The 18461-nt window shown below is 65.7% G+C and carries 15 protein-coding genes; 4 read left to right on the top strand and 11 right to left on the bottom strand.

Features of this window, described 5'->3' with window-relative positions; translation table 11 throughout:
- Positions 1-130 precede the first annotated feature (130 nt).
- Entirely contained in the window at positions 131-3805 is a 3675-nt protein-coding gene (locus tag AC1DH3_RS09465) for a TM0106 family RecB-like putative nuclease (RefSeq protein WP_476909148.1), read from the top strand.
- 198 nt (positions 3806-4003) lie between these two features.
- Here AC1DH3_RS09465 and AC1DH3_RS09460 read toward each other — a convergent pair whose 3' ends face one another.
- The 4 genes from AC1DH3_RS09460 to AC1DH3_RS09445 form a co-directional block, all read right to left on the bottom strand.
- Positions 4004-5074, bottom strand: coding sequence for an alkene reductase (locus AC1DH3_RS09460; protein WP_476909147.1), 1071 nt, complete (start codon positions 5072-5074; stop codon positions 4004-4006).
- 90 nt (positions 5075-5164) lie between these two features.
- Positions 5165-6073: a PKD domain-containing protein gene (locus tag AC1DH3_RS09455; RefSeq protein WP_476909146.1), complete on the bottom strand. Its 909-nt coding sequence runs from the start codon at positions 6071-6073 to the stop codon at positions 5165-5167.
- Between the two features lie 33 nt (positions 6074-6106).
- On the bottom strand, positions 6107-6769 hold the full coding sequence (locus AC1DH3_RS09450) for a DUF6318 family protein (RefSeq protein ID WP_476909145.1): 663 nt from the start codon (positions 6767-6769) through the stop codon (positions 6107-6109).
- A gap of 295 nt (positions 6770-7064) precedes the next feature.
- On the bottom strand, positions 7065-7706 hold the full coding sequence (locus tag AC1DH3_RS09445; protein WP_476909144.1) for a DUF4190 domain-containing protein: 642 nt from the start codon (positions 7704-7706) through the stop codon (positions 7065-7067).
- A gap of 254 nt (positions 7707-7960) precedes the next feature.
- Between AC1DH3_RS09445 and AC1DH3_RS09440 the strand changes: the two genes are divergently transcribed.
- Together AC1DH3_RS09440 and AC1DH3_RS09435 are read left to right on the top strand one after the other, a co-directional pair.
- Positions 7961-8395 (top strand): pyridoxamine 5'-phosphate oxidase family protein, encoded by a 435-nt coding sequence (locus tag AC1DH3_RS09440; RefSeq protein ID WP_476909143.1) that lies wholly within the window; start codon positions 7961-7963, stop codon positions 8393-8395.
- Between the two features lie 40 nt (positions 8396-8435).
- The gene (locus AC1DH3_RS09435) at positions 8436-8858 is read left to right on the top strand and encodes a very short patch repair endonuclease (RefSeq protein WP_441418326.1); all 423 of its coding nucleotides are present in this window, start codon (positions 8436-8438) and stop codon (positions 8856-8858) included.
- Between the two features lie 7 nt (positions 8859-8865).
- On the opposite strand, the gene AC1DH3_RS09430 is transcribed toward AC1DH3_RS09435, so the two are convergent.
- Positions 8866-9528 (bottom strand): TetR/AcrR family transcriptional regulator, encoded by a 663-nt coding sequence (locus AC1DH3_RS09430; protein WP_441418325.1) that lies wholly within the window; start codon positions 9526-9528, stop codon positions 8866-8868.
- A gap of 119 nt (positions 9529-9647) precedes the next feature.
- Here AC1DH3_RS09430 and AC1DH3_RS09425 point away from each other — a divergent pair, with 119 nt between their 5' ends.
- Entirely contained in the window at positions 9648-9905 is a 258-nt protein-coding gene (locus AC1DH3_RS09425; RefSeq protein WP_441418324.1) for a hypothetical protein, read from the top strand.
- A 12-nt stretch (positions 9906-9917) separates the two neighbouring features.
- Here the strand turns inward: AC1DH3_RS09425 and AC1DH3_RS09420 are convergent, their stop codons facing one another.
- The 6 genes from AC1DH3_RS09420 to AC1DH3_RS09395 all read right to left on the bottom strand — a co-directional run bounded on the left by AC1DH3_RS09420 (position 9918) and on the right by AC1DH3_RS09395 (position 18220).
- Complete coding sequence (locus AC1DH3_RS09420; protein ID WP_476909142.1) at positions 9918-11162, bottom strand: 5-methylcytosine restriction system specificity protein McrC; 1245 nt, start codon at positions 11160-11162, stop codon at positions 9918-9920.
- Positions 11149-13377, bottom strand: a complete 2229-nt coding sequence (locus AC1DH3_RS09415) for an McrB family protein (RefSeq protein ID WP_476909141.1) — start codon at positions 13375-13377, stop codon at positions 11149-11151. The genes AC1DH3_RS09420 and AC1DH3_RS09415 overlap by 14 nt, the downstream gene beginning before the upstream one ends.
- Positions 13378-13501: 124 nt before the next feature.
- A complete protein-coding gene (locus tag AC1DH3_RS09410) occupies positions 13502-13756 on the bottom strand; it encodes a hypothetical protein (protein WP_441418321.1) in 255 nt (84 codons plus the stop codon).
- Positions 13757-13920: 164 nt separating this feature from the next.
- On the bottom strand, positions 13921-14355 hold the full coding sequence (locus AC1DH3_RS09405; RefSeq protein WP_441418398.1) for an acyl-CoA thioesterase: 435 nt from the start codon (positions 14353-14355) through the stop codon (positions 13921-13923).
- 68 nt (positions 14356-14423) lie between these two features.
- On the bottom strand, positions 14424-16490 hold the full coding sequence (locus tag AC1DH3_RS09400; RefSeq protein ID WP_441418320.1) for an ABC transporter ATP-binding protein: 2067 nt from the start codon (positions 16488-16490) through the stop codon (positions 14424-14426).
- The gene (locus AC1DH3_RS09395) at positions 16487-18220 is read right to left on the bottom strand and encodes an ABC transporter ATP-binding protein (protein ID WP_441418319.1); all 1734 of its coding nucleotides are present in this window, start codon (positions 18218-18220) and stop codon (positions 16487-16489) included. The genes AC1DH3_RS09400 and AC1DH3_RS09395 overlap by 4 nt, the downstream gene beginning before the upstream one ends.
- Between the last annotated feature and the right edge of the window lie 241 nt (positions 18221-18461).

Here is an 18461-nt window from a genome sequence, read left to right as displayed (position 1 = left end):
CCACGACGACGGCCAGTGTTTGAGTGTCAGAGGGCTTTGGTAGCTTGGCAGAAGAGAGATCGACGGCGTCGGGAGCCGGCCGGTCGGTCAAAAAGAGTCAGTCGGCCAGAGCCAAGCAAAGCGGGGCGCAGTGTTTTTTCTTGAACCGGAAGTACCGGGCGCGGCACCGGATCTGGTCTACTCCGCGAGCGACCTTGTGGTGGCCGTCGGCTGCGAGTACCAGCTGCTCCGGAAGCTCGACGAAAAGCTGGGCCGTGCCCCGAAGGCTGACTTCGGCACCGATGAAATGCTCCAGCACGCGGCCATGCTGGGCGACGTTCACGAGCGCAAGGTCCTGGACGGGTTCATGGACGAGTTCGGCACCTGGGACCCCACCCGCGGGCGCGGCGTGTACGACGTCGTTCCCGCCACTGCCATGGACCGCGCCACCTTGGCGGCCAAGCACCACGAGTCCATCGAGGCGCTGCGGGCGGGCGCCGACGTCGTCTTCCAGGCCGCGTTCTTTGACGGCCAGTTCCACGGCCGCTCCGACTTCCTGGTCCGGCAGGCCGACGGCGGCTACGCCGTGTTCGACACGAAACTGGCCCGCCACGCCAAAGTGACCGCCCTGCTGCAGCTCGCCGCCTACGGCGACCAGCTGCTCAAGGAGGGCATCCCCGTGGATCCCGCGGTCACCCTTGTCCTTGGCGCCACGGTGCAATTGGCCGACGGCGGCTACGACTACGTCCGGAGCCACCACAAACTCGCCGAGATCCTGCCGGTCTTCCGGGAACGCCGTGAACGTTTCCTCGGCCTGACGGCCGTGCACATCGCACAGCCAGACGCTGTCCGCTGGGGCGCGGAGGATGTCACCGCCTGCGGCCGGTGCGACTACTGCCAGGAACAGGTCAAGGCCACCGACGATCTGCTCCTGGTGGCCCGGATGAACTCGGTGCAGCGCAAGAACCTCCACGAGCTGGGCATTCACACCGTCACGGAACTGGCCCAAACTCCGCTCGCCAAGCCGACGCCCACGCTCCTGCGGCTGCAGGAACAGGCCCGGATGCAGAGCGGCGTTGGACCGGCCGACGGGGAAGTGCAGTACCGCAAGGACGGCGAGGAACACACGCTGCGCTACGCCGTGCTCCCGCAGAACACCCTGGCTGAGCTTCCGCCGCCCAGTCCGGGCGACATTTTCTTCGACTTCGAGGGCGATCCACTGTGGCAGGACAGCGCCACCGGGGTGTGGGGACTCGAGTACCTTTTCGGCGTCATCGAGGCGCCCTCCGGGCCAAGCGTTCCGGGCGTGTTCCGGCCGTTCTGGGCGCACAGCCGGGCGGCGGAGAAGCAGGCGTTCCTCGACTTCCTGGACTACGTGGAACAGCGTCGACGGGACTACCCCGATATGCACGTCTACCACTACGCCCCTTATGAGAAGACGGCACTCCGCAAGCTCTCCGTGCTGCATGTGGCCGGCGAAGACATTGTGGATGAGTGGCTCCGCGAAGGCCTGCTGGTGGACCTCTACCAGACGGTCCGGAACAGCATCCGCATCTCGGAAAACTCGTACAGCATCAAGAAGCTCGAGCCGCTCTACATGGGCACGAACCTCCGCACGGGCGACGTAAAGGACGCCGGCGCCTCCGTTGTCGCCTACGCCCACTACTGCGAGGCGCGCGAGGCTGGCAAGGTGGATGAGGCCAGGGCCGAGGACGCCGCGAGGATCCTCGCCGGCATCTCCGACTACAACGAATACGACTGCCTCTCGACGCTGGAGCTGCGGAATTGGCTGCTGCAGCGGGCCAAGGAACGTGGGATCGAGCCGGGCGGGATTGAGCCAGGCGGCACCGGCTCCGGGCCGGGCGGGGACACCGGGTCCGGGTCGGGCGGCGCCGGTTCCGTACCGGCGGGCGCCGGGGACGACGTCGACTCCCCGGCCGCTGCTGCCGCGCTTGGCCCGGCCGAGCTGGCGTTGCTGGCCCTTGCCGAGCCCGGGAGCGGCCTGTCCGAGGAGGATCGCAAGGCCGTCGCCATGCTGGCTGCGGCTGTGAGCTATCACCGCCGGGAGCGCAAGTCCTTCTGGTGGGCGCATTTCGACCGGTGCGAGCAAGGCCCGGACACGCACGAGCGGGACCGGAACGTCTTCCTTGTCGATTCCGCCGTGATCCTCAACGACTGGCAGCAAGAAGGCCGGAAGCTTCCGGAGCGGCGGGTCCGGCTGACCGGCACTGTGAGCCCCGGCTCGGATTTGCGCGAAGGCAGCAAATGGTTCCGGATGTACGGGCTTCCGCTTCCCGCGGGGCTGGAGGGCACGGGTAAGAACGGTGCCGGTCGAAGCGGCTGGTTCGGCACGGAGGTTCTGGAACTTGGGCACGAGGACGGCAAGGACACCGTCGTCATTCGGGACCGGCTGCACCGCAACGTATCGCCCCACAGCGAGGTGCCCATCGCGCTGACCGAGGACCAGCCGCTGGCCACCAAGAGCCTGGAGCAGGCGTTGGAGTCACTCGCCGACCTGGTAGCCGATGGCTTGCAGTCCGGTTCCATCCCCCGGCACCCTGCCCTTGACCTCGTCCGGCATCTGCCGCCAAGGCTGTCCGGCGGCGCGTCATTGCCGCAGCCGGGCGACGGTCCGGACCGCTTCATCGATGCGATCACCACGGCGGTCTTGGGACTCGACCACTCCTACCTGGCGGTCCAGGGTCCCCCGGGAACCGGCAAGACCCATGTGGGTTCCCACGTCATCGCCCGGCTCGTCGCCCGAGGCTGGAAGGTCGGCGTCGTCGGCCAGTCCCACGCCGTGGTGGAGAACCTGCTGACGACCGCCATCACCAAAGCGGGGGTCAGCCCCGCCCTGGTCGCGAAGGACGTGAAGCACGACAATCCCTTGCCGTGGCAGGCGCGTACCGCCAAGGACGTTGCGGCGCTGCTGAGCGCGGCCGGCGGTGCCCTGGTCGGCGGCACGGCGTGGACCATGACCGGCGCCACCGTCCCGGCCGGCTCACTCGATTTGCTGGTGATCGACGAAGCCGGCCAGTTCTCGCTGGCCAACACGCTCGCGGTCGCCCAGTCCAGCAGCCGGCTGCTCCTGCTGGGCGACCCGCAGCAGCTCCCGCAGGTCAGCCAAGGCAAGCATCCCGAGCCGGTCGACGAGTCGGCGCTGGGCTGGATCTCCGCGGGTCACGCCACCTTGCCGCCGGAGCTTGGCTACTTCCTGGCCGACTCGTGGCGGATGAACTCCGAGCTGTGCCTGGCGGTCTCCGAGCTGTCCTACGAGGGCCGGCTGCGGTCTGCGCCGTCCGCTGACCTCCGGCGACTGGATGGAGTTCCCGCCGGGATCGAAACGGTGATGGTGCCGCACAGCGGCAACACGACGTCGTCCCCGGAGGAAGCCGCCGAAGTCGTCCGGCAGGTGCGGCGCCATCTGGGTCTGGCGTGGCACACTCCGGAGGGGTCGCGCCCTCTTGAGGCCTCGGACATCCTTGTGGTGGCTGCCTACAACGCCCAGGTGAACCTTGTTCGCGAAGCCCTGGACCGGGCCGGACTGTCAGGCGTACGGGTCGGAACCGTGGACAAGTTCCAGGGCCAGGAAGCCGCGGTGGTGATCGTGTCCATGGCGTGTTCGGCGGTGGCCGAGGCGCCTCGGGGCATGGAGTTCCTGCTCTCCCGGAACCGGATCAACGTGGCTGTGTCACGCGGGCAGTGGCGCGCCGTCGTCGTGCGTGCTCCGGAGCTGACAAACTACCTGCCCACCCATCCGGAAGGCCTGGAGCAGCTGGGCGGCTTCATCGGCCTCTGCCAGCGGTCCGTGTCCCCCGCCCCCTAGGGGACATGCCGATCCTTCACACCCACCATTGGACATGCCCGTCCTCTGGGTGCGCCACGGTACATGCCCCTCGCCTCCGAGCCGCTCCGGGGGACATGCCCATCCTTAAACGCCAACAGTGGACAGAATCGGCTTCTGTCCACTGTTCACGGCGTGCACTGGGCATGTCCGGTGAATGATTACGCCGGCGCCCCGCTCCTAGTTTTGGTAAGCCGGGTAATCGGTGTAACCCTCGGCGCCGTCGGAGTAGAAGGTGGCCTGGTTGGGCTCGTTCACCGGGAGCCCCTCGCGCCAGCGGCGCACCAGGTCGGGGTTGGCGATGGCCGGTCGTCCAACGACCACAGCATCAGCGTGGCCGTCCGAGACCAGGGACTTGGCTACTTCGGCAGTCGTGATGACGCCAAAGCCGGTGTTCAGCAGGAAGGTTCCATTGAAGCGCGTGCGCAGTTCCTGGACCAGTTCGCTCGTGGGCTCCTTGTGAAGGACGCTGAGGTAGGCCAGCTTCAGCGGGGCCAGGGCGTCCACGAGGTAGCCGTAGGTTGCGCGGACGTCGGCGGCGTCCAGTTCCAGGGCGCCCTGGACGTTGTGCTCCGGCGAGATGCGGATACCTACGCGGTCGGCGCCGACGGCGTCCACAACGGCCTGGACGACTTCGATGACGAAGCGGGCACGATTTTCGGGTGAGCCGCCGTAGTTGTCCTCGCGCTGGTTCGCGGCCGGCGTCAGGAATTCGTGCAGCAGGTAGCCATTCGCGGAGTGAAGCTCGACGCCGTCGAACCCTGCGTCGATCGCATTGCGGGACGCCTGAACGAACTCTTCACGGATGCCGGACAGTTCATCAGTAGCCAGCGCGCGCGGCACCGGGAAAGCCTGCTTGCCCTCGTAGGTGCGGGTCTCGCCGTCAATGGCGATCGCGCTCGGGGCGACGACCTCATGGCCGCCAGTGGTGTCCTCGTGCGTGACGCGGCCCGCGTGCATTACCTGGGCGAAGATCCTGCCGCCCTCGGCGTGCACGGCGGCGGTGACGTCGGCCCAGCCCTTGAGCTGCTCCTCGGTGACCAAGCCGGGCTGTCCCGGGAATCCCCGTCCGGCCGGGCTGGGGTAGGTGCCTTCGCTGACGATCAGCCCCAACGAGGCTCGCTGCCGGTAGTGCTCGACCACCAGCGGCCCGGGAATGCCTTCCTTGCCCGAACGGACGCGGGTGAGCGGCGCCATCACGAGCCGGTTCGGTAGTTCAAGCTGGCCGATGGTCAAGGGGGAAAACAGCATGCGCAGTTCCTTTCGGAGTGGATTGGGTCCACTGGCGGAAACTTCATAGCGTCTGCAACTATTCCTGTTGAGACTCAGATCACGCCTGAATTACCGCGAGGCCGGTGGTGAGCCGGGGCAACCCTGGCCTTCCGGATTTTGGAGACAATCGTCGGCATAGTTGCGGGTGATGGACCGCCAGACGCTAACGGTCTGTGGCGGGGAGCTGAACTGTCCTTCGCCCGGGATCGGCAGCGGTGGGCCGCCGTTGACGGAGTAGGTCCCTTGAAAATACGTGGTCAGCGTCACGGAGAAGTCCCCGGTCTGGGTGTAGATGTGGCTGGTGGTCGTCTTTTCGCCCCAACGGTCCTGCGGCAGTGGTCCGCCGGCCGAGCTCTGCGGGCCCAGCGAAGTACCGTCACCGTAGTTCCAGGTGTATTGGACGGGCTTGGCGTCGACATGGACGGCCTGGGCCAGGATCTTGATGTCGAACTGCTGTTCTGCTGCCTCAGCAAAGAAGTTCGTCTCAGCGCCCCGAAGCGTGTGCGGACTGGGTTGCGCGGTTACTCGGCCCGCGGCGATCGGAAGTTTCCGGAATTCGGCTTGGATCATGGCGGCGATGCGGGGCAACAAGTCCTCGGGTCGCGCATCAAACAGGCACGTTGGCCCGGAATGGTAGCTCCAGACTGGGTTGGGGACCCCTGCAGGAGCCTTGAACCAAGTGACGGGAATCCCGTCTTTACCACCGGGACCGTTCTTGCACTCCATCACGGTCGCCAGGCACTCGGCGTCGAAGTCGCCACCGCCAAGATGGCATTGGAGTTCGTATTTGTACTGGAAGGGGTCGCTTGAGATGGTGCCTGGCTCCTGATGCACAAACTTTCGGGCTGCCTCGTCCCAGCTCCACCCATCAAGATGAACCCCGTCGGGTCGCCAGTCACCGAAGATGTCCGGGTCCGCTTGCACGGCAACGGCACCCCCGAACAAAGTCATGAGCCCTGACAGTGCTGCTGCTGTCACCCACTTCCTATATGCAATCGCCGCCCCCACGTTTCACCCAACGATTCTGCCGATGTCAACGAGTTTCCACGCCCCATTGGCGAATGCGACGAACAGGAGATTTCCGGTGTCGTCCGGCTGAGAGCCGCGGCGAGCGACGCTGCCGTCTTTTCGCATGTACGCGAGGGGTGTCTGATGCGCCTGCACAGCAACTTGATACGTCTGGCCGGGACCTTGGACGAATTCGGTGGTGACCGACTGAGTGGTCACCACGCCGCCCACAAGCCACCTTCCCTCCGTGTTCCAAGCATTAATGACCTTTTTGGCCGTTGCGCACGGTTGACAATCATCTGAAGTGACGACGTTCAGAGGCCGCAGATCTCCCGTCTCATATCCGTAGCTCAGCAGGCTAAACCAGTGTTTGGCGAACGAAATTGCGCCCTCCTTCGTCTTCGCCTTCGCGGCCTCCGGCAGCACCGGAACCGGGACGTTCTGGGCCCTCCCCTTGGCGTCGGCCGGCTTATAACTGGCAGTGGCGATGGGCGTCGCGGTGGCGCTGGGAGTCCGGGACGTGGACATGCTGGTCGACGCATCGCTCGGTGCCGCACTCGGCGGCGCCTGGCCGGCGGTGCAGGCCGTTCCCATCAGGGCAATACCGGTGAGCAGGGCGGCCGCGGCGGTGAGCCTGCGGCTGAAGGTTGGAGTGCGAGATGTCATGTTCAGCTAATCCCCCGATAGAAATCAAGACGCCTGAATCCAAACAATGCCTAAGGGTAACTGACACCACACTCTCGCCGTAAGGGTTATCCACAGGCCCCCCGCCTCACTTCTGAACCACGCGCCCCTAGGGACGCAGGCGCCCCAAAAGCCTCACTCCACACCCCCAAAGACACCCCCAAACGCACTACAAAGACACCCCAAACGCGCCCCCAATTGCCAACGCAAACAGGGCGTTGCAGAAGTTCCTGCAACGCCCCCGCCGTGGGCCGGATTTCAGGCCCGGCTCAGCTTCCTACTTCTTTTTGTCGGCCCCGAGGCCCGAGCCGCTGCAGCTTGCCATGGCGCCCTGGCCGGTTCCGGAGTTCTTCGAGATCGACTTGCCGTCAAACAGAATTTCGCAGCCAACCTTTGCCGCGGCATTCGAAAAATCCCCGCTGACAACCAAGGAGAGCAGATCCGAATTCTTTACGGTCTGCTCCTTCTTCCAGCCAGTGCTGACATCAACGTTGGATGTCCCGCCGCTGGTCCAGTAGCTGACCGAGGCTTTGCCGTTCGTGGTCACCACGTACTGGACCTTGTGCTCCGAGTTCAGCGCCTGATCGGCCGAGGAAACAGCAGCGGACACCACGGCCATCCAGATAGCAGCGATCACAATGCTCAGAATGCCAAGAACGATGCCCGCAATCGCGGCACCCTTCTTGGCGAACTTGCGGGTAGCACCGATGATCCCGAACAGGACGGCCAGTGGACCCAGGACAAAGGCGACGACGCCCATCACCGGGACGAACGAAAAGACGACAGCAACAATGCCGAGCACCAGCGCGGTGATGCCCCAGCCGTTGCCCCGCGGGGCAACAGGAGCGCCGCCCATGGTCGGAACGGTGGACGTGGGCGCATCCGCGGGCGCGGTGCCGTATGTATTGAAAGTACTCATGATTCCCCATACTCATGGCCAGGCGGCGCCTGGCGGTGCGAAGTGTCCGGGCCCAAGCGCCCCCATGGCGCGGAGGGGCATCTCGTCCAGCGGAAAAACACCCTGATGGGCCGCCGCTGGATGTGATGCAATCCGAACAAGATGAACGATAGGGAGGGGGTCGGACAATATAGCGACCGCAACGTCACGACCGACTAAGCAATCAATTCCGATTGCCTCTGGCGTTTTTCTACACGGGACAGAACAATGAGCCCATGATGTTCGAACACGCAGACAACAGCCCCATCTTGAACCTGTCCGAGGATGAGACCTGGAAACTCATCGAAGGAACTAAACACGGCAGGCTCGTCGTCACCGTGGCCGGCGAACCGGATATTTTCCCGGTGAATTACGCCGTCGACAACCGGAAGCTTTACCTGCGCACGGCGCCCGGCAACAAGCTGGCCGAACTGACCATCAATTCCAAGGTGCTGTTTGAAACCGACGGCATCCTCTCCGAAGAGGCATGGTCGGTGGTCGTTCGCGGCACGGCACGGGTCCTGGAGCAGTCGGCGGACATCGCCGTGGCCGAGGCGCTGGGCCTTAAACCGTGGGTGCCGACGCTGAAAGACTTCTACGTTGAAATCGCTCCGACGTCGGTCAGCGGCCGGCACTTCCAGTTCGGCGAACACCCCGAACGGGAAATCTAGGCCAAATTCGCGGCAGACAGCCGCCGCCTAGACTTAAGCCATGGCGGACAGTCTGACCCCGGAGCGGCGCAGCTGGAACATGTCCCGCATCAGGGGGAAGAACACCAAGCCCGAACTGCTGGTCCGCCGGATGCTGCACGCGAAAGGCTACCGCTACCGCTTGCACGGCACCGCCCGTGGCGGCAGGCTCCCCGGAAACCCCGACCTGGTGTTCGCCAGCCGCCATAAAGTCATCTTCATCAACGGCTGCTTCTGGCATTTCCATGACTGCAGGGTCGGCCAGCATGCACCCAAATCCAACGCGGATTTCTGGGAAACCAAGCGCGCCCGCACGCGGGCCCGCGACGCCGAACAGCGCCGCCTGCTCGAGAGTTCGGGCTGGGACGTTCTCACCGTCTGGGAGTGCGAGCTCAAAGACCTCTCGGCCCTCGAGCAGCAACTGGACAGTTTCCTCGGCCGCTAAGTCTGCGCTAAGACTGGTGGTGCGCAATCAGCCACTCGGCCATCTCCCGCGACCGGCCGGCGGCTGCGCGGTCTCCTCCGGCCGCGGCGACGATCGAGCCCTTCATCAGGATGTACCAGGACCGGGCGAAGCCGTCAGGATCCGCCAGGGCCGCCTCCTCGGCGAGCTGCTGCACATGGCCCCGGATCTTGTCGAGGTAATCGATGCTCGCCCTGCCCAATGGATGCGACGGGCCCATCTCCAGCAGGATGTTCACGAAGGAACAGGCCTCGAAGTCGTCCCGCGCGAACCAATCGGCAAACACATCGAAGATGGCCAGCAGCTGCTCCACGGGGGTGCGCCCCCGGCGTCGGGCCTCGGAAATGATGGTGGCTACGGTCCACTGCCGGTCGCGGCGTTCCAGGAAAGCCAGCACCAGCTCGTCCTTGGAGCCGAAGTGCCGGTAGAAGCTGGCTTTCGCCACTCCGGAGCGGCCGATGAGTTCGTTAATGCCCACGTCCCGCACGCCGCGACGCGAAAATAATTCGTACGCGACATCCAAAATACGCTCCCGGATCCCGGTAATCTCAGCACCACCGGCGTTGGTCCCACCGCCGGACGCAGGAACGCCACCACTGCCCGCGCCATGGGGCTGTGGAGAGGGAGCCTGGGAATTGGTTGAAACAGACATCAAAAATATAGTACCGCTACGCGAGACAGACTGGTCTCCCTGAGCTAAGATCAAAACTCGGGGACTAGGACTCTATTGGTCAGTACGTGGGGATACTACAAACTCCGCAGGAGAGCACCATGCCACACTTGTTGTTGTCTACCGAGACCCGCACGCGGCACGCCGCCCGGAGCCCCGAAACACATGAGGATCTGGAGCCCCTGCGCCGTCAGGTTTCCGCCATCATCGAGGCGATTCTTGAAGAGACCAAGCCGGACGAGGCCTTGGTCCGGGAACAGCTCCGCTGGCACGTCGCGAACAATCCCGGGGAGCCGGAAAAAGCGCTCCTGAACCACCTGCTGTCAGTCTCCACGACCCTGCAGGACGACACCGCGTAGATGGGCATCCCGTCAGCGGCTGATCGTCGCCTGACGGACCACTTCGCCCCACGACTGCTGCGCCAGGTCAGCCACTGACGCCAGGATTTCCGACGGCGGCAGCGACAGATCCAGCGGAAATTCCACCACATCGATATCCGTGTTGAGGATCCGCCGCAGCTTGATCTCCCCCGCGCCGGCGTAAACCAGCCACGCCGTCGGCACCCGCAGCGACGTGCAATACGCGAGCATCCGGTAGTGGTCAGCGGACAGTGAGGCGCCGATGTCGGACGCCGCCTTGTACTTCGCGTCGTACACCATCACGGGCCGGCCGCCCAGCAGATGCACCGCGCCCGGTTGCACCATGATCCGGTCGGAGTCCCGCACCGCCTCGTTCAACATCGAGTTGTAGCGCAGCCGCATCTCCCCCGGGTACGCGGCCATGGCCTCGCGCAGCGCGATGCCGACAAAGTCCTCGAAGACTTTGGACATGTCCACCACGAACGACGCCGAGTGCTGCTTTCCGTCCCCGGCTTCGGCCGAGGCGTTGCGCAGGATGACCTCCGCGAGCCGCAGGGCCGCGTGGTAGCGGGTGTTCATCCGGCTGGCCCGCCACGACGGCAGCGGGGCGCCGGACTGCAGGCGCGTCACGGCGTCGAGCTTTCCCTTCAACCGCCGCAGCCGGCTCAGCACATCGGCCCGCACCCCCGGCACCTGCGACATCCGTTCGAGGGCCGCGCGCAGGATGCGGTTTTCCGGGATGTCCTCGGTGAACTCGTCGTAGGAGACCTCGAGCGGCACCAGCATGCCGGGGCGGCGGGAGATCTGGTCGGACATCCTGATCCGGCCCTTAACGGTGCGGAGCGACTCGTCGACGTTCAGGTAGCCCTGCAGCACCCCGCGGCTGAGGGCCCGGTCGGCGAGCTGGGCCAGCGACTCGGCGAGGGCGCTCCAGAGATCGGTGTCCTCGACCGCGGCCACGGCGTCATCCCGAAAGCCCTGGTTTTCCGTATAGCCGAGCAGGAACAGCAGCCGGCCGAGGCCCAGCCGCTCCTTGGGCCGGACTTCCAGCTGCACTGAAGGGGTGCGCACGGAGCCCACCTTGCCGACAGGTTCGATCCGGAACAGGCCCATGCCCAGCGGAGAAGCCTTGGCCAGTCCGCTGCCGTTGATGTACGCGGCGCTGCCCGCATCGATCCGTTCCACCACTCCCCCGGACAGCTCATCCAGGACGATGTGGCGGACGGTGCCGGCAGGGGCGAGGCTAGACGCGAGCAAGGCGGCTCAACAGTTGCTCCAGTCCGAACCGTTCCTCCAGCTGCGCCCGGTTGAGCTGGCCGTGGTAGTGCTCCTCCAGCAGCGGCATCAGCTCGTACTTCCAGATCCGGCGCAGCCCGGTGGGTGTCTGGGCGGCCTTTTTCATGAAGTAGGACGGCCCGATCATCAGGTCCCGGTCCCACTCGTCGATGGCGTTGTTCAGTTCGTCGAGCAGCAGCGCCGGCGTCGTGTCCAGGCCCCGGGCCTGCAGGAAGCGCAGCAGCGAGCCCTTCACCGGTTCGGTCTTGGGATGCAGTTCGATGAAGGAGAACCGGCGGCGGATGGCGGCGTCCATCATCGCGATGGAGCGGTCCGCGGTGTTCATGGTGCCGATGATGTACAGGTTGTCCGGCAGCGAGAACGGCTCCGTGGGGCTGTATTGCAGGTAGATCCGGTCGTCGCGGTACTCCAGCAGGAAGTACAGCTCGCCGAAGACCTTCGCCAGGTTGGCCCGGTTCATCTCATCGATGATCAGGAAGTACGGCTTGCCCTCGTTGCCGGGTTTGGCGGCCTCCTCGGCCAGCCTGCGGAGCGGTCCGGCCACCAGCTTAAAGGACACCTGGCCCTCGTCGGTCTTGTCCGGCCGGTAGCCCTCGAAGAAGTCCTCGTACGCGTAGGAGGGGTGGAACTGGACGAGTTTGACCCGCTCGTCGCCGGTGTCCCCGGCCAGTTCGGCGGCGAGGTGCTTGGCCAGGTAGGTTTTGCCGGTGCCGGGCGGGCCGTAGAGCACCAACTGGCGGTTTTCCTCCAGCAGTTCGGCGATTTCCTGCAGCGGTTCGAGGTCCATGTGCAGGGACGCGGCGAATTCGGCCGTCAGCGGCCGGAAGCCCTCGCACGGCTCGACGACGGCGTCCGGCTCGGCGCCGTCGTCGGCCTCTGCCTCGGCTTCGGCCGGGAGCAAGGTCTCGAGCGCCTGGATCACCCGGGTGACGTCCACGATGAGCCCCGAGCTGGCCAGCTGGCGCTGCACGTGGCGGGGCAATTCGGCCATCGAGTGGACCTCGTCGAACCAGCGGACCTTCCGGCGTAGCCGGCGGTTGTCATCATGGTGTTCGGGTTCGCCCAGCACCACGCCGACTCGGACGGTCCCCGAGTTCTGGTACAGCGTGAAGTCGCCCGGTTTCATCACGGTCAGGAAGGCGAAGACGGCGGTCTTGGTGTCCTCACGTTCCACGTAGCTGAGGTGCTTGTAGTCCTCGTCCACGGCGTGTTGGACCAGGCCGGCGGTCACGCCCGGGTCCAACAGACGGAGGTGTTCGACGTCGAGGGTCACCGCTTCGTCGTCCTGCCAGGCGGCCAGCAGCTCGGCGTTGTCGTGGTGGCTGCGCAGCAGCCACGCGCGGCGGCCGGGATCGGCCACCTTCCGCCACTGGCTGACCAGCTGCCGCGAGTACCAGTCGATCCGCTGCCCGGCCTGCTCGTCGAGGTGCAGCCTGATGCGGTGGATGTCCGCGGAGATTTCCTCGTCGGAGTCACCCCTGGCACCGCCAACCAGGGAGGCGAAGGCATCCCGGATCTCCTGGCGTTCGACGTCGGCAACGACGGGCTCGAAGTAGCCGGGCCAGACCAGGAATTCGATGCTGCGCCGGATCGCGGGCTGGTCTTCCGGGGTGCCAATCGTGAGTTCGTGGAAGGCCAGCGGGTCCTTGATCGCGGCTTGGACGACGCCGGCCGGTCGCTGGGCGACGTGCCGAACGAAGCGGCAGAGCCACTTCAGGTGGTCCCAAATCGTCCAGTTGAACTCCGCGGTGCGGTCCCGGATCACCCCGTGGTCCGTCATGCCCGCATAGAGTTCGTCCGGGAGCGCCAGCGGAGGCTCCAGCCAGGACGCCGCCTCTGCGACGCGGGCCCGCTTGACCTTGAGTGACTTGACCTCGTGCGCCAGCGGCAGCGACTGCAGGAACAATAGCTCGACGGCCAGCTGCTTCGCCCCGCGGGTGGCGCCCTCAAGGTTTTCGCGGAGGTTGGTCATCATCGGCGCCTTGGGGTCCGGGATGCCCCGTTCCAGCCGCTCCAGCAACTCCGAGGCCGCCGCAACCGACCACGTCCTAGTCCGGCCGTCCAGCGGCGACGCCTTGCCGAGCAGCCCCGGGCCCAGTACAAACCACGCCGCGTCTTCGATCTCTTTGGAGATGCCGAGGGCGCGGTGCATGGCGGGCTTTTTGTTGGGGGTCATGCCTTCAATTTACAGGCTTAAGCTGAACGCCCGCATCACGCCGCAGATCAGAACTACCGGCGAGTAGCTTTGTTCCGCGGTTCTGGCGGAGCCCGCAGAGCGCCCGCGGAGGGCGGCCGGGGTATTACTTGACGGCCGGGCGGCGCCTGACGCCGAAGGTGAAATAGCTGCCCGGGCCGACGAAGTTGATGAGAGTGGCTGCCCGCCACAACGCTTTGCTGCCGCGGATCTCCTCCGCCGGACGGCGCGAGATGTCGCGCTGGGCGGCAATCAGGAGGGAGAGCTGGACGACGGCCGCTGTGATGGTGCCGAACTTCGCCATCGGCGAGAGCTCTTTCCAGGTCTTCTTCCGCGCCTTCATCTTGCTTCGCTTGGCCATGATCCGTGCTCCTAAGGTTTGCATCCTGCCGGCTTCCCGCGGGCCTGTTCAGTCTAGGACCGATCCCGGCAGCGAGGTAGGGGCTAGTGGGTCTGGCGGGCCGCCGGCCCAACTAGCTCGCATTAGTTGTCGTTTAGCGGGCTCAAAACGACAACTACTGCCAGTCAGTTGGGTTCGTGGCGGGCCGCCGCGAAAGGCGCGAGCTTTGCCTTCTGCTCGGGGGTCAGCCGAAGCACCCGCCCGGTGGCTTCGTCCACGAACGCGAGGTGGCTGCTCGCCTTGACGCAGTCTTCGCCGGTGACGGGGTCCTGGACCAGGTAGTGGATGTCGAAGCTGGCCCCTTTGACCGCGCCGACCCACAACTGCACCACGGCGGGAACGTTGCGGTATTCCAGCGTCCGGACGTAGCGGATCTTATGCTCCACGACCAGCGCCAGCGTGCCCTCCGGGATGTCGTTGAAGAGCGACACCTGGGGTTCCATGCCGGGCAGGCCCGCTCCCCGCGGCGGCCCGAAGGCGGCGATGCGGGCCTCCTCCAGGATCCGGACGATCTGCACGTTGTTGATGTGGCCGTAGGCGTCCATATCGCCCCAGCGCATCGGCACCTGCACCTCGAGGCGCCGGGGTTCGCTGGTTCCGGGCATGCTCCCGGCCCCGGTCCCGGCGCTCAGCTGTGCACCGCCGTCGGCTCTTCCTCGAGAGACGCCTCAGCGTCTTCGCCGGCGAACTGGGACATGTACAGGCGGTAGTAAGCACCGCGCAGTTCGAGCAGTTCCGCGTGCCTGCCCTGTTCGACGATGCGTCCGGCTTCCATCACCAGGATGGTGTCCGCGTCCCGGATGGTGGAGAGGCGGTGGGCGATCACGAAGCTGGTCCGCTCGGTGCGCAGCGCGGCCATGGCCTTCTGGACCAGAACCTCGGTGCGGGTATCAACCGAGCTGGTGGCCTCGTCCAGGATCAGCAGCGAGGGGTTGGCCACGAAGGCCCGCGCAATGGTGATCAGCTGCTTCTCCCCGGCGCTGACGTTGTTGCCTTCCTCGTCGATGACGGTGTTGTAGCCCTCCGGCAGCGCCCGCACGAAGCGGTCCACGAAGGTCGCCTTCGCCGCGGCCATGATCTGGTCCTCGGTGGCGTCCAACTTGCCGTAGCGGATGTTCTCGTAAATCGTGCCGCCGAACAGCCACGCGTCCTGCAGGACCATGCCCACCTTGGAGCGCAGTTCGGCGCGGCTGAGCCGGGTGACGTCGACGCCGTCGAGCGTGATGCTGCCTGCGTTGAGCTCGTAGAAGCGCATCACGAGATTCACCAGGGTGGTCTTGCCCGCCCCGGTCGGGCCGACGATGGCCACGGTGTGCCCGGGCTCGGCGGTGAAGGACAGGTCCTCGATCAGCGGCTTGTCCGGGGTGTAGCTGAAGGTGACGTGCTTGAACTCGACGTGCCCGTCGGTTTTGGCCGGGAGGTGCTCGAGGGCGGTCTCGGCGTCCTGTTCGTCGGCGTCGAGGAATTCGAAGACCCGCTCGGCGGAGGCCACGCCGGACTGCAGCATGTTGGCCATGCCGGCCATCTGCCCCAGCGGCTGGGTGAACTCGCGCGAGTACTGTATGAACGCCGTGGCGTCGCCCAGGCTCATCCCGCCCGAGGCCACCCGCAGCCCGCCGACGACGGCGATCCCCACGTAGCTGAGGTAGGAGACGAACTGCATCACCGGCATGATCATGCCGGACACGAACTGGGCGCCGAAGCTGGCCTTGTAGAGTTCCTCGTTCCGTTCGTCGAAGCGGGCCAGCATGTCGGCGTCGCGGCCGAAGACGCGGACCAGGTCGTGGCCGGAGAAGGATTCCTCGATCTGGCCGTTGAGCTCGCCAGTGTTCTTCCACTGCGCGGCGAAGAGCTTCTGGCTGCGGGCGCCGATGATGCCGGCGGCCACCCCCGAGAGCGGGAGGGCGATGAGCGCGATCAGGGCCAGCTGCCAGGACACGATGAACATCATGATCACGATGCCGATCACGGTCAGTGCCGAGTTCACCAGCTGCGCGAACGCCTGCTGCAGGGCCTGCTGGATATTGTCGACGTCGTTGGTGACGCGGGAAAGGATGTCGCCGCGCTGGCGGGTGTCAAAGTAGCCCAGCGGCAGCTTATTGAGCTTCTTCTCGGTGTCGTCGCGCAGCCGGCGGACCACCCGCATGACCAGCACGTTCAGGACGTAGCCCTGCAGCCACAGGAAAATGTTCGCGACGAAGTACATCACCAGCACGATGCTGATGAGGAAGGCGAGCTTCTGGAAGTCGATGCCCACGCCGGGCACAACGTCCATCCGGGCCAGCATGTCCGCGAAGTTGTCCTGGCCCTGGGAGCGCAGTCCGGCGATGAACTGGTCCTTGGTGGCGCCGGCCGGCAACTGCTTGCCGACCACTCCCCCGAAGATCACGTCCATCGCCTGGCCCAGGATGCGCGGGGCAATCACGTTGAGGACGACGGCGACTGTCACCATCGCGAGGACCGCGGCGATGCCGGCCCGCTCGGGTTTCAGCAGGCCCATCAGCCGCTTCGCCGAGGGCCAGAAGTGTTGGGCCTTCTTCGCCGGCACGGCGCCGAACATGCCGCCGTCGGCTTCGCCGGGGGTGAATTCCTCCTCGTAGAAGTCCTCCTCGGGAGCTTCGGCGGGGGCCTCCACGGGCGCCTCGTGGGGAGCCTTGCCGGCGGAGCCGTGGCTGAGCTTTTCGTTGGTGCTCATGCGATGGCCTCCGCGGTCAGCTGGGATTCGACGATTTCCTGGTAGGTGCTGGAGCTGGCGAGGAGCTCCTCGTGGGTTCCGCGGTCCACGATCCGGCCGTTGTCCAGGACGAGGATCTGGTCCGCGTCCGCGATGGTGGAGACGCGCTGGCCCACGATGATCACCGTCGCGTCGGCCGTCTTGGCCTTGAGCGCCTTCCGCAGCCGGGCGTCGGTGGCGACATCCAAGGCGGAGAAGGAGTCGTCGAACAGGAAGACCTTGGGTTCGGTGACGAGTGCGCGGGCGATGCAGAGACGCTGCCGCTGGCCGCCGGAGACGTTGGTGCCGCCCTGGGAAATCCGGGCGCCGAGTCCGTTTTTCTTTTCACGGACGAAGTCTGCGGCCTGGGCCACCGTGAGGGCGTCCCAAAGTTCCTCGTCGGTCGCTTCGGACTTGCCGAAGCGCAGGTTGTGCTCGATGGTGCCGGAGAACAGGTAGGGCCGCTGGGGCACCATCGCGACGCGCCCGGTGATTTCGGCGCGGTCCAGTTGGGTGACCGGGACGCCGTCGAGCAGCACCTCGCCGGAGGCGGCGTCGAAGAGCCTCGGCAGCAGCGCCAGCAGGGTGGTCTTGCCTGCGCCGGTGGACCCGATGATCGCGACGGTCTGGCCCGGTTCGGCGGTGAAGCTGATGTCACTGAGCACCGGTGCCTCGGCACCGGGGTAGGCGAAGGAGACGTTCCGGAACTCCACCCGGCCAGCCTTGGCAGCGGGCGCCACAGGGGCGAGCGGTTCGTGGATGGAAGGTTCGACGTCGAGCACCTCGCCGATGCGGTCCGCGCAGACGGAGGCGCGCGGGATCATCATCGCCATGAACGTGCCCATCATGACGGCCATCAGGATCTGCAGCAGGTACTGCAGGAACGCCGTCAGCGAGCCCACCTGCATCTCCCCGGCGTCCACCCGCTGGCCGCCAAACCAGAGCACGGCGGCGGTGGAAACGTGCAGGATCATCCCGATCGCAGGGAACATCAGCACGAACAAGGCACCGATCTTGAGCGAGACGTCGGTGAGTTCCTTGTTGGCGGCGCCAAAACGCTGCGCTTCGTGCGGCTCGCGGACGAACGCACGGACCACGCGGATGCCGATGATCTGCTCGCGCAGGATGCCGTTGAGCCGGTCGATCTTGGCCTGCATGGAACGGAACAGCGGCATCAGGCGGACCACGAGGTAGCCGACCACGACCACCAGCAGCGGCACCGAGACCCAGACCAGCCAGGACAGGTTGAGGTCCTCGCGGAGGGCCATGACGATGCCGCCGATGCACATGATGGGCGTGGCCACCATGAAGTTCAGCCCCATCAGCATGAGCATCTGGACCTGCTGGACGTCGTTGGTGCCGCGGGTGATCAGCGTTGGGGCGCCGAAGACGTTGACGTCCCTGGCGGAGAAGCTGCTGACCTTGCGGAAAACGCCCCGGCGCAGGTCCCGGCCGAACGCCATCGCGGCCTTGGAACCGAAGTACACACCGGCAATCGCGGTGACCACCTGGACCAGGGCGACGCCGAGCATGAGACCGCCGGTGCGCCAGATGTAGTCCGTGTCGCCGCGGGAGACTCCCTCGTCGATGATTTGGGCGTTGAGGCTGGGCAGGTACAGGGCCGCGATAGTGGAGGCCAACTGGAAGATGACGACGGCCGCAATAAACGGCAAATACGGCTTGGAATAGCGCCGTATGAGGGTGACAAGCATGCCCACGGGTCCTTAAGAATGGTTCATGAAGCGCAGAAGAGGAAGAACAGCAGACGAACAAGGAAAGTTATAGCAGCCGGGACCGACAGCCTTAGCTGTCCCACTCTACGAAATCCCGTGCCGGGGTGGTACCTCCAGCTGCGGATGTCAGCCAATCGTTGTACTTAACCCGCTGCGGCGGCCACCGCCAGGGCGCCGAGCCGTCCAAAAGCGGCCCCGCGGCTCCCCCGGAGGGCAGACG

The organism is Arthrobacter sp. 05L428, from assembly GCF_056397665.1.
Note: the sequence above shows the minus strand (reverse complement) of the source record. Positions and strands in the feature narration are given on the sequence as shown.

What these genes read in the sequence shown, in the direction of transcription:
- AC1DH3_RS09460 (WP_476909147.1), bottom strand. Translation starts at nt 5,074, where the DNA reads ATGCTGTTTTCCCCCTTGACCATCGGCCAGCTTGAACTACCGAACCGG.
- AC1DH3_RS09450 (WP_476909145.1), bottom strand. Translation starts at nt 6,769, where the DNA reads ATGACATCTCGCACTCCAACCTTCAGCCGCAGGCTCACCGCCGCGGCC.
- AC1DH3_RS09445 (WP_476909144.1), bottom strand. Translation starts at nt 7,706, where the DNA reads ATGAGTACTTTCAATACATACGGCACCGCGCCCGCGGATGCGCCCACG.
- AC1DH3_RS09440 (WP_476909143.1), top strand. Translation starts at nt 7,961, where the DNA reads ATGATGTTCGAACACGCAGACAACAGCCCCATCTTGAACCTGTCCGAG.
- AC1DH3_RS09435 (WP_441418326.1), top strand. Translation starts at nt 8,436, where the DNA reads ATGGCGGACAGTCTGACCCCGGAGCGGCGCAGCTGGAACATGTCCCGC.
- AC1DH3_RS09430 (WP_441418325.1), bottom strand. Translation starts at nt 9,528, where the DNA reads ATGTCTGTTTCAACCAATTCCCAGGCTCCCTCTCCACAGCCCCATGGC.
- AC1DH3_RS09425 (WP_441418324.1), top strand. Translation starts at nt 9,648, where the DNA reads ATGCCACACTTGTTGTTGTCTACCGAGACCCGCACGCGGCACGCCGCC.
- AC1DH3_RS09415 (WP_476909141.1), bottom strand. Translation starts at nt 13,377, where the DNA reads ATGACCCCCAACAAAAAGCCCGCCATGCACCGCGCCCTCGGCATCTCC.
- AC1DH3_RS09410 (WP_441418321.1), bottom strand. Translation starts at nt 13,756, where the DNA reads ATGGCCAAGCGAAGCAAGATGAAGGCGCGGAAGAAGACCTGGAAAGAG.
- AC1DH3_RS09405 (WP_441418398.1), bottom strand. Translation starts at nt 14,355, where the DNA reads ATGCGCTGGGGCGATATGGACGCCTACGGCCACATCAACAACGTGCAG.
- AC1DH3_RS09400 (WP_441418320.1), bottom strand. Translation starts at nt 16,490, where the DNA reads ATGAGCACCAACGAAAAGCTCAGCCACGGCTCCGCCGGCAAGGCTCCC.
- AC1DH3_RS09395 (WP_441418319.1), bottom strand. Translation starts at nt 18,220, where the DNA reads ATGCTTGTCACCCTCATACGGCGCTATTCCAAGCCGTATTTGCCGTTT.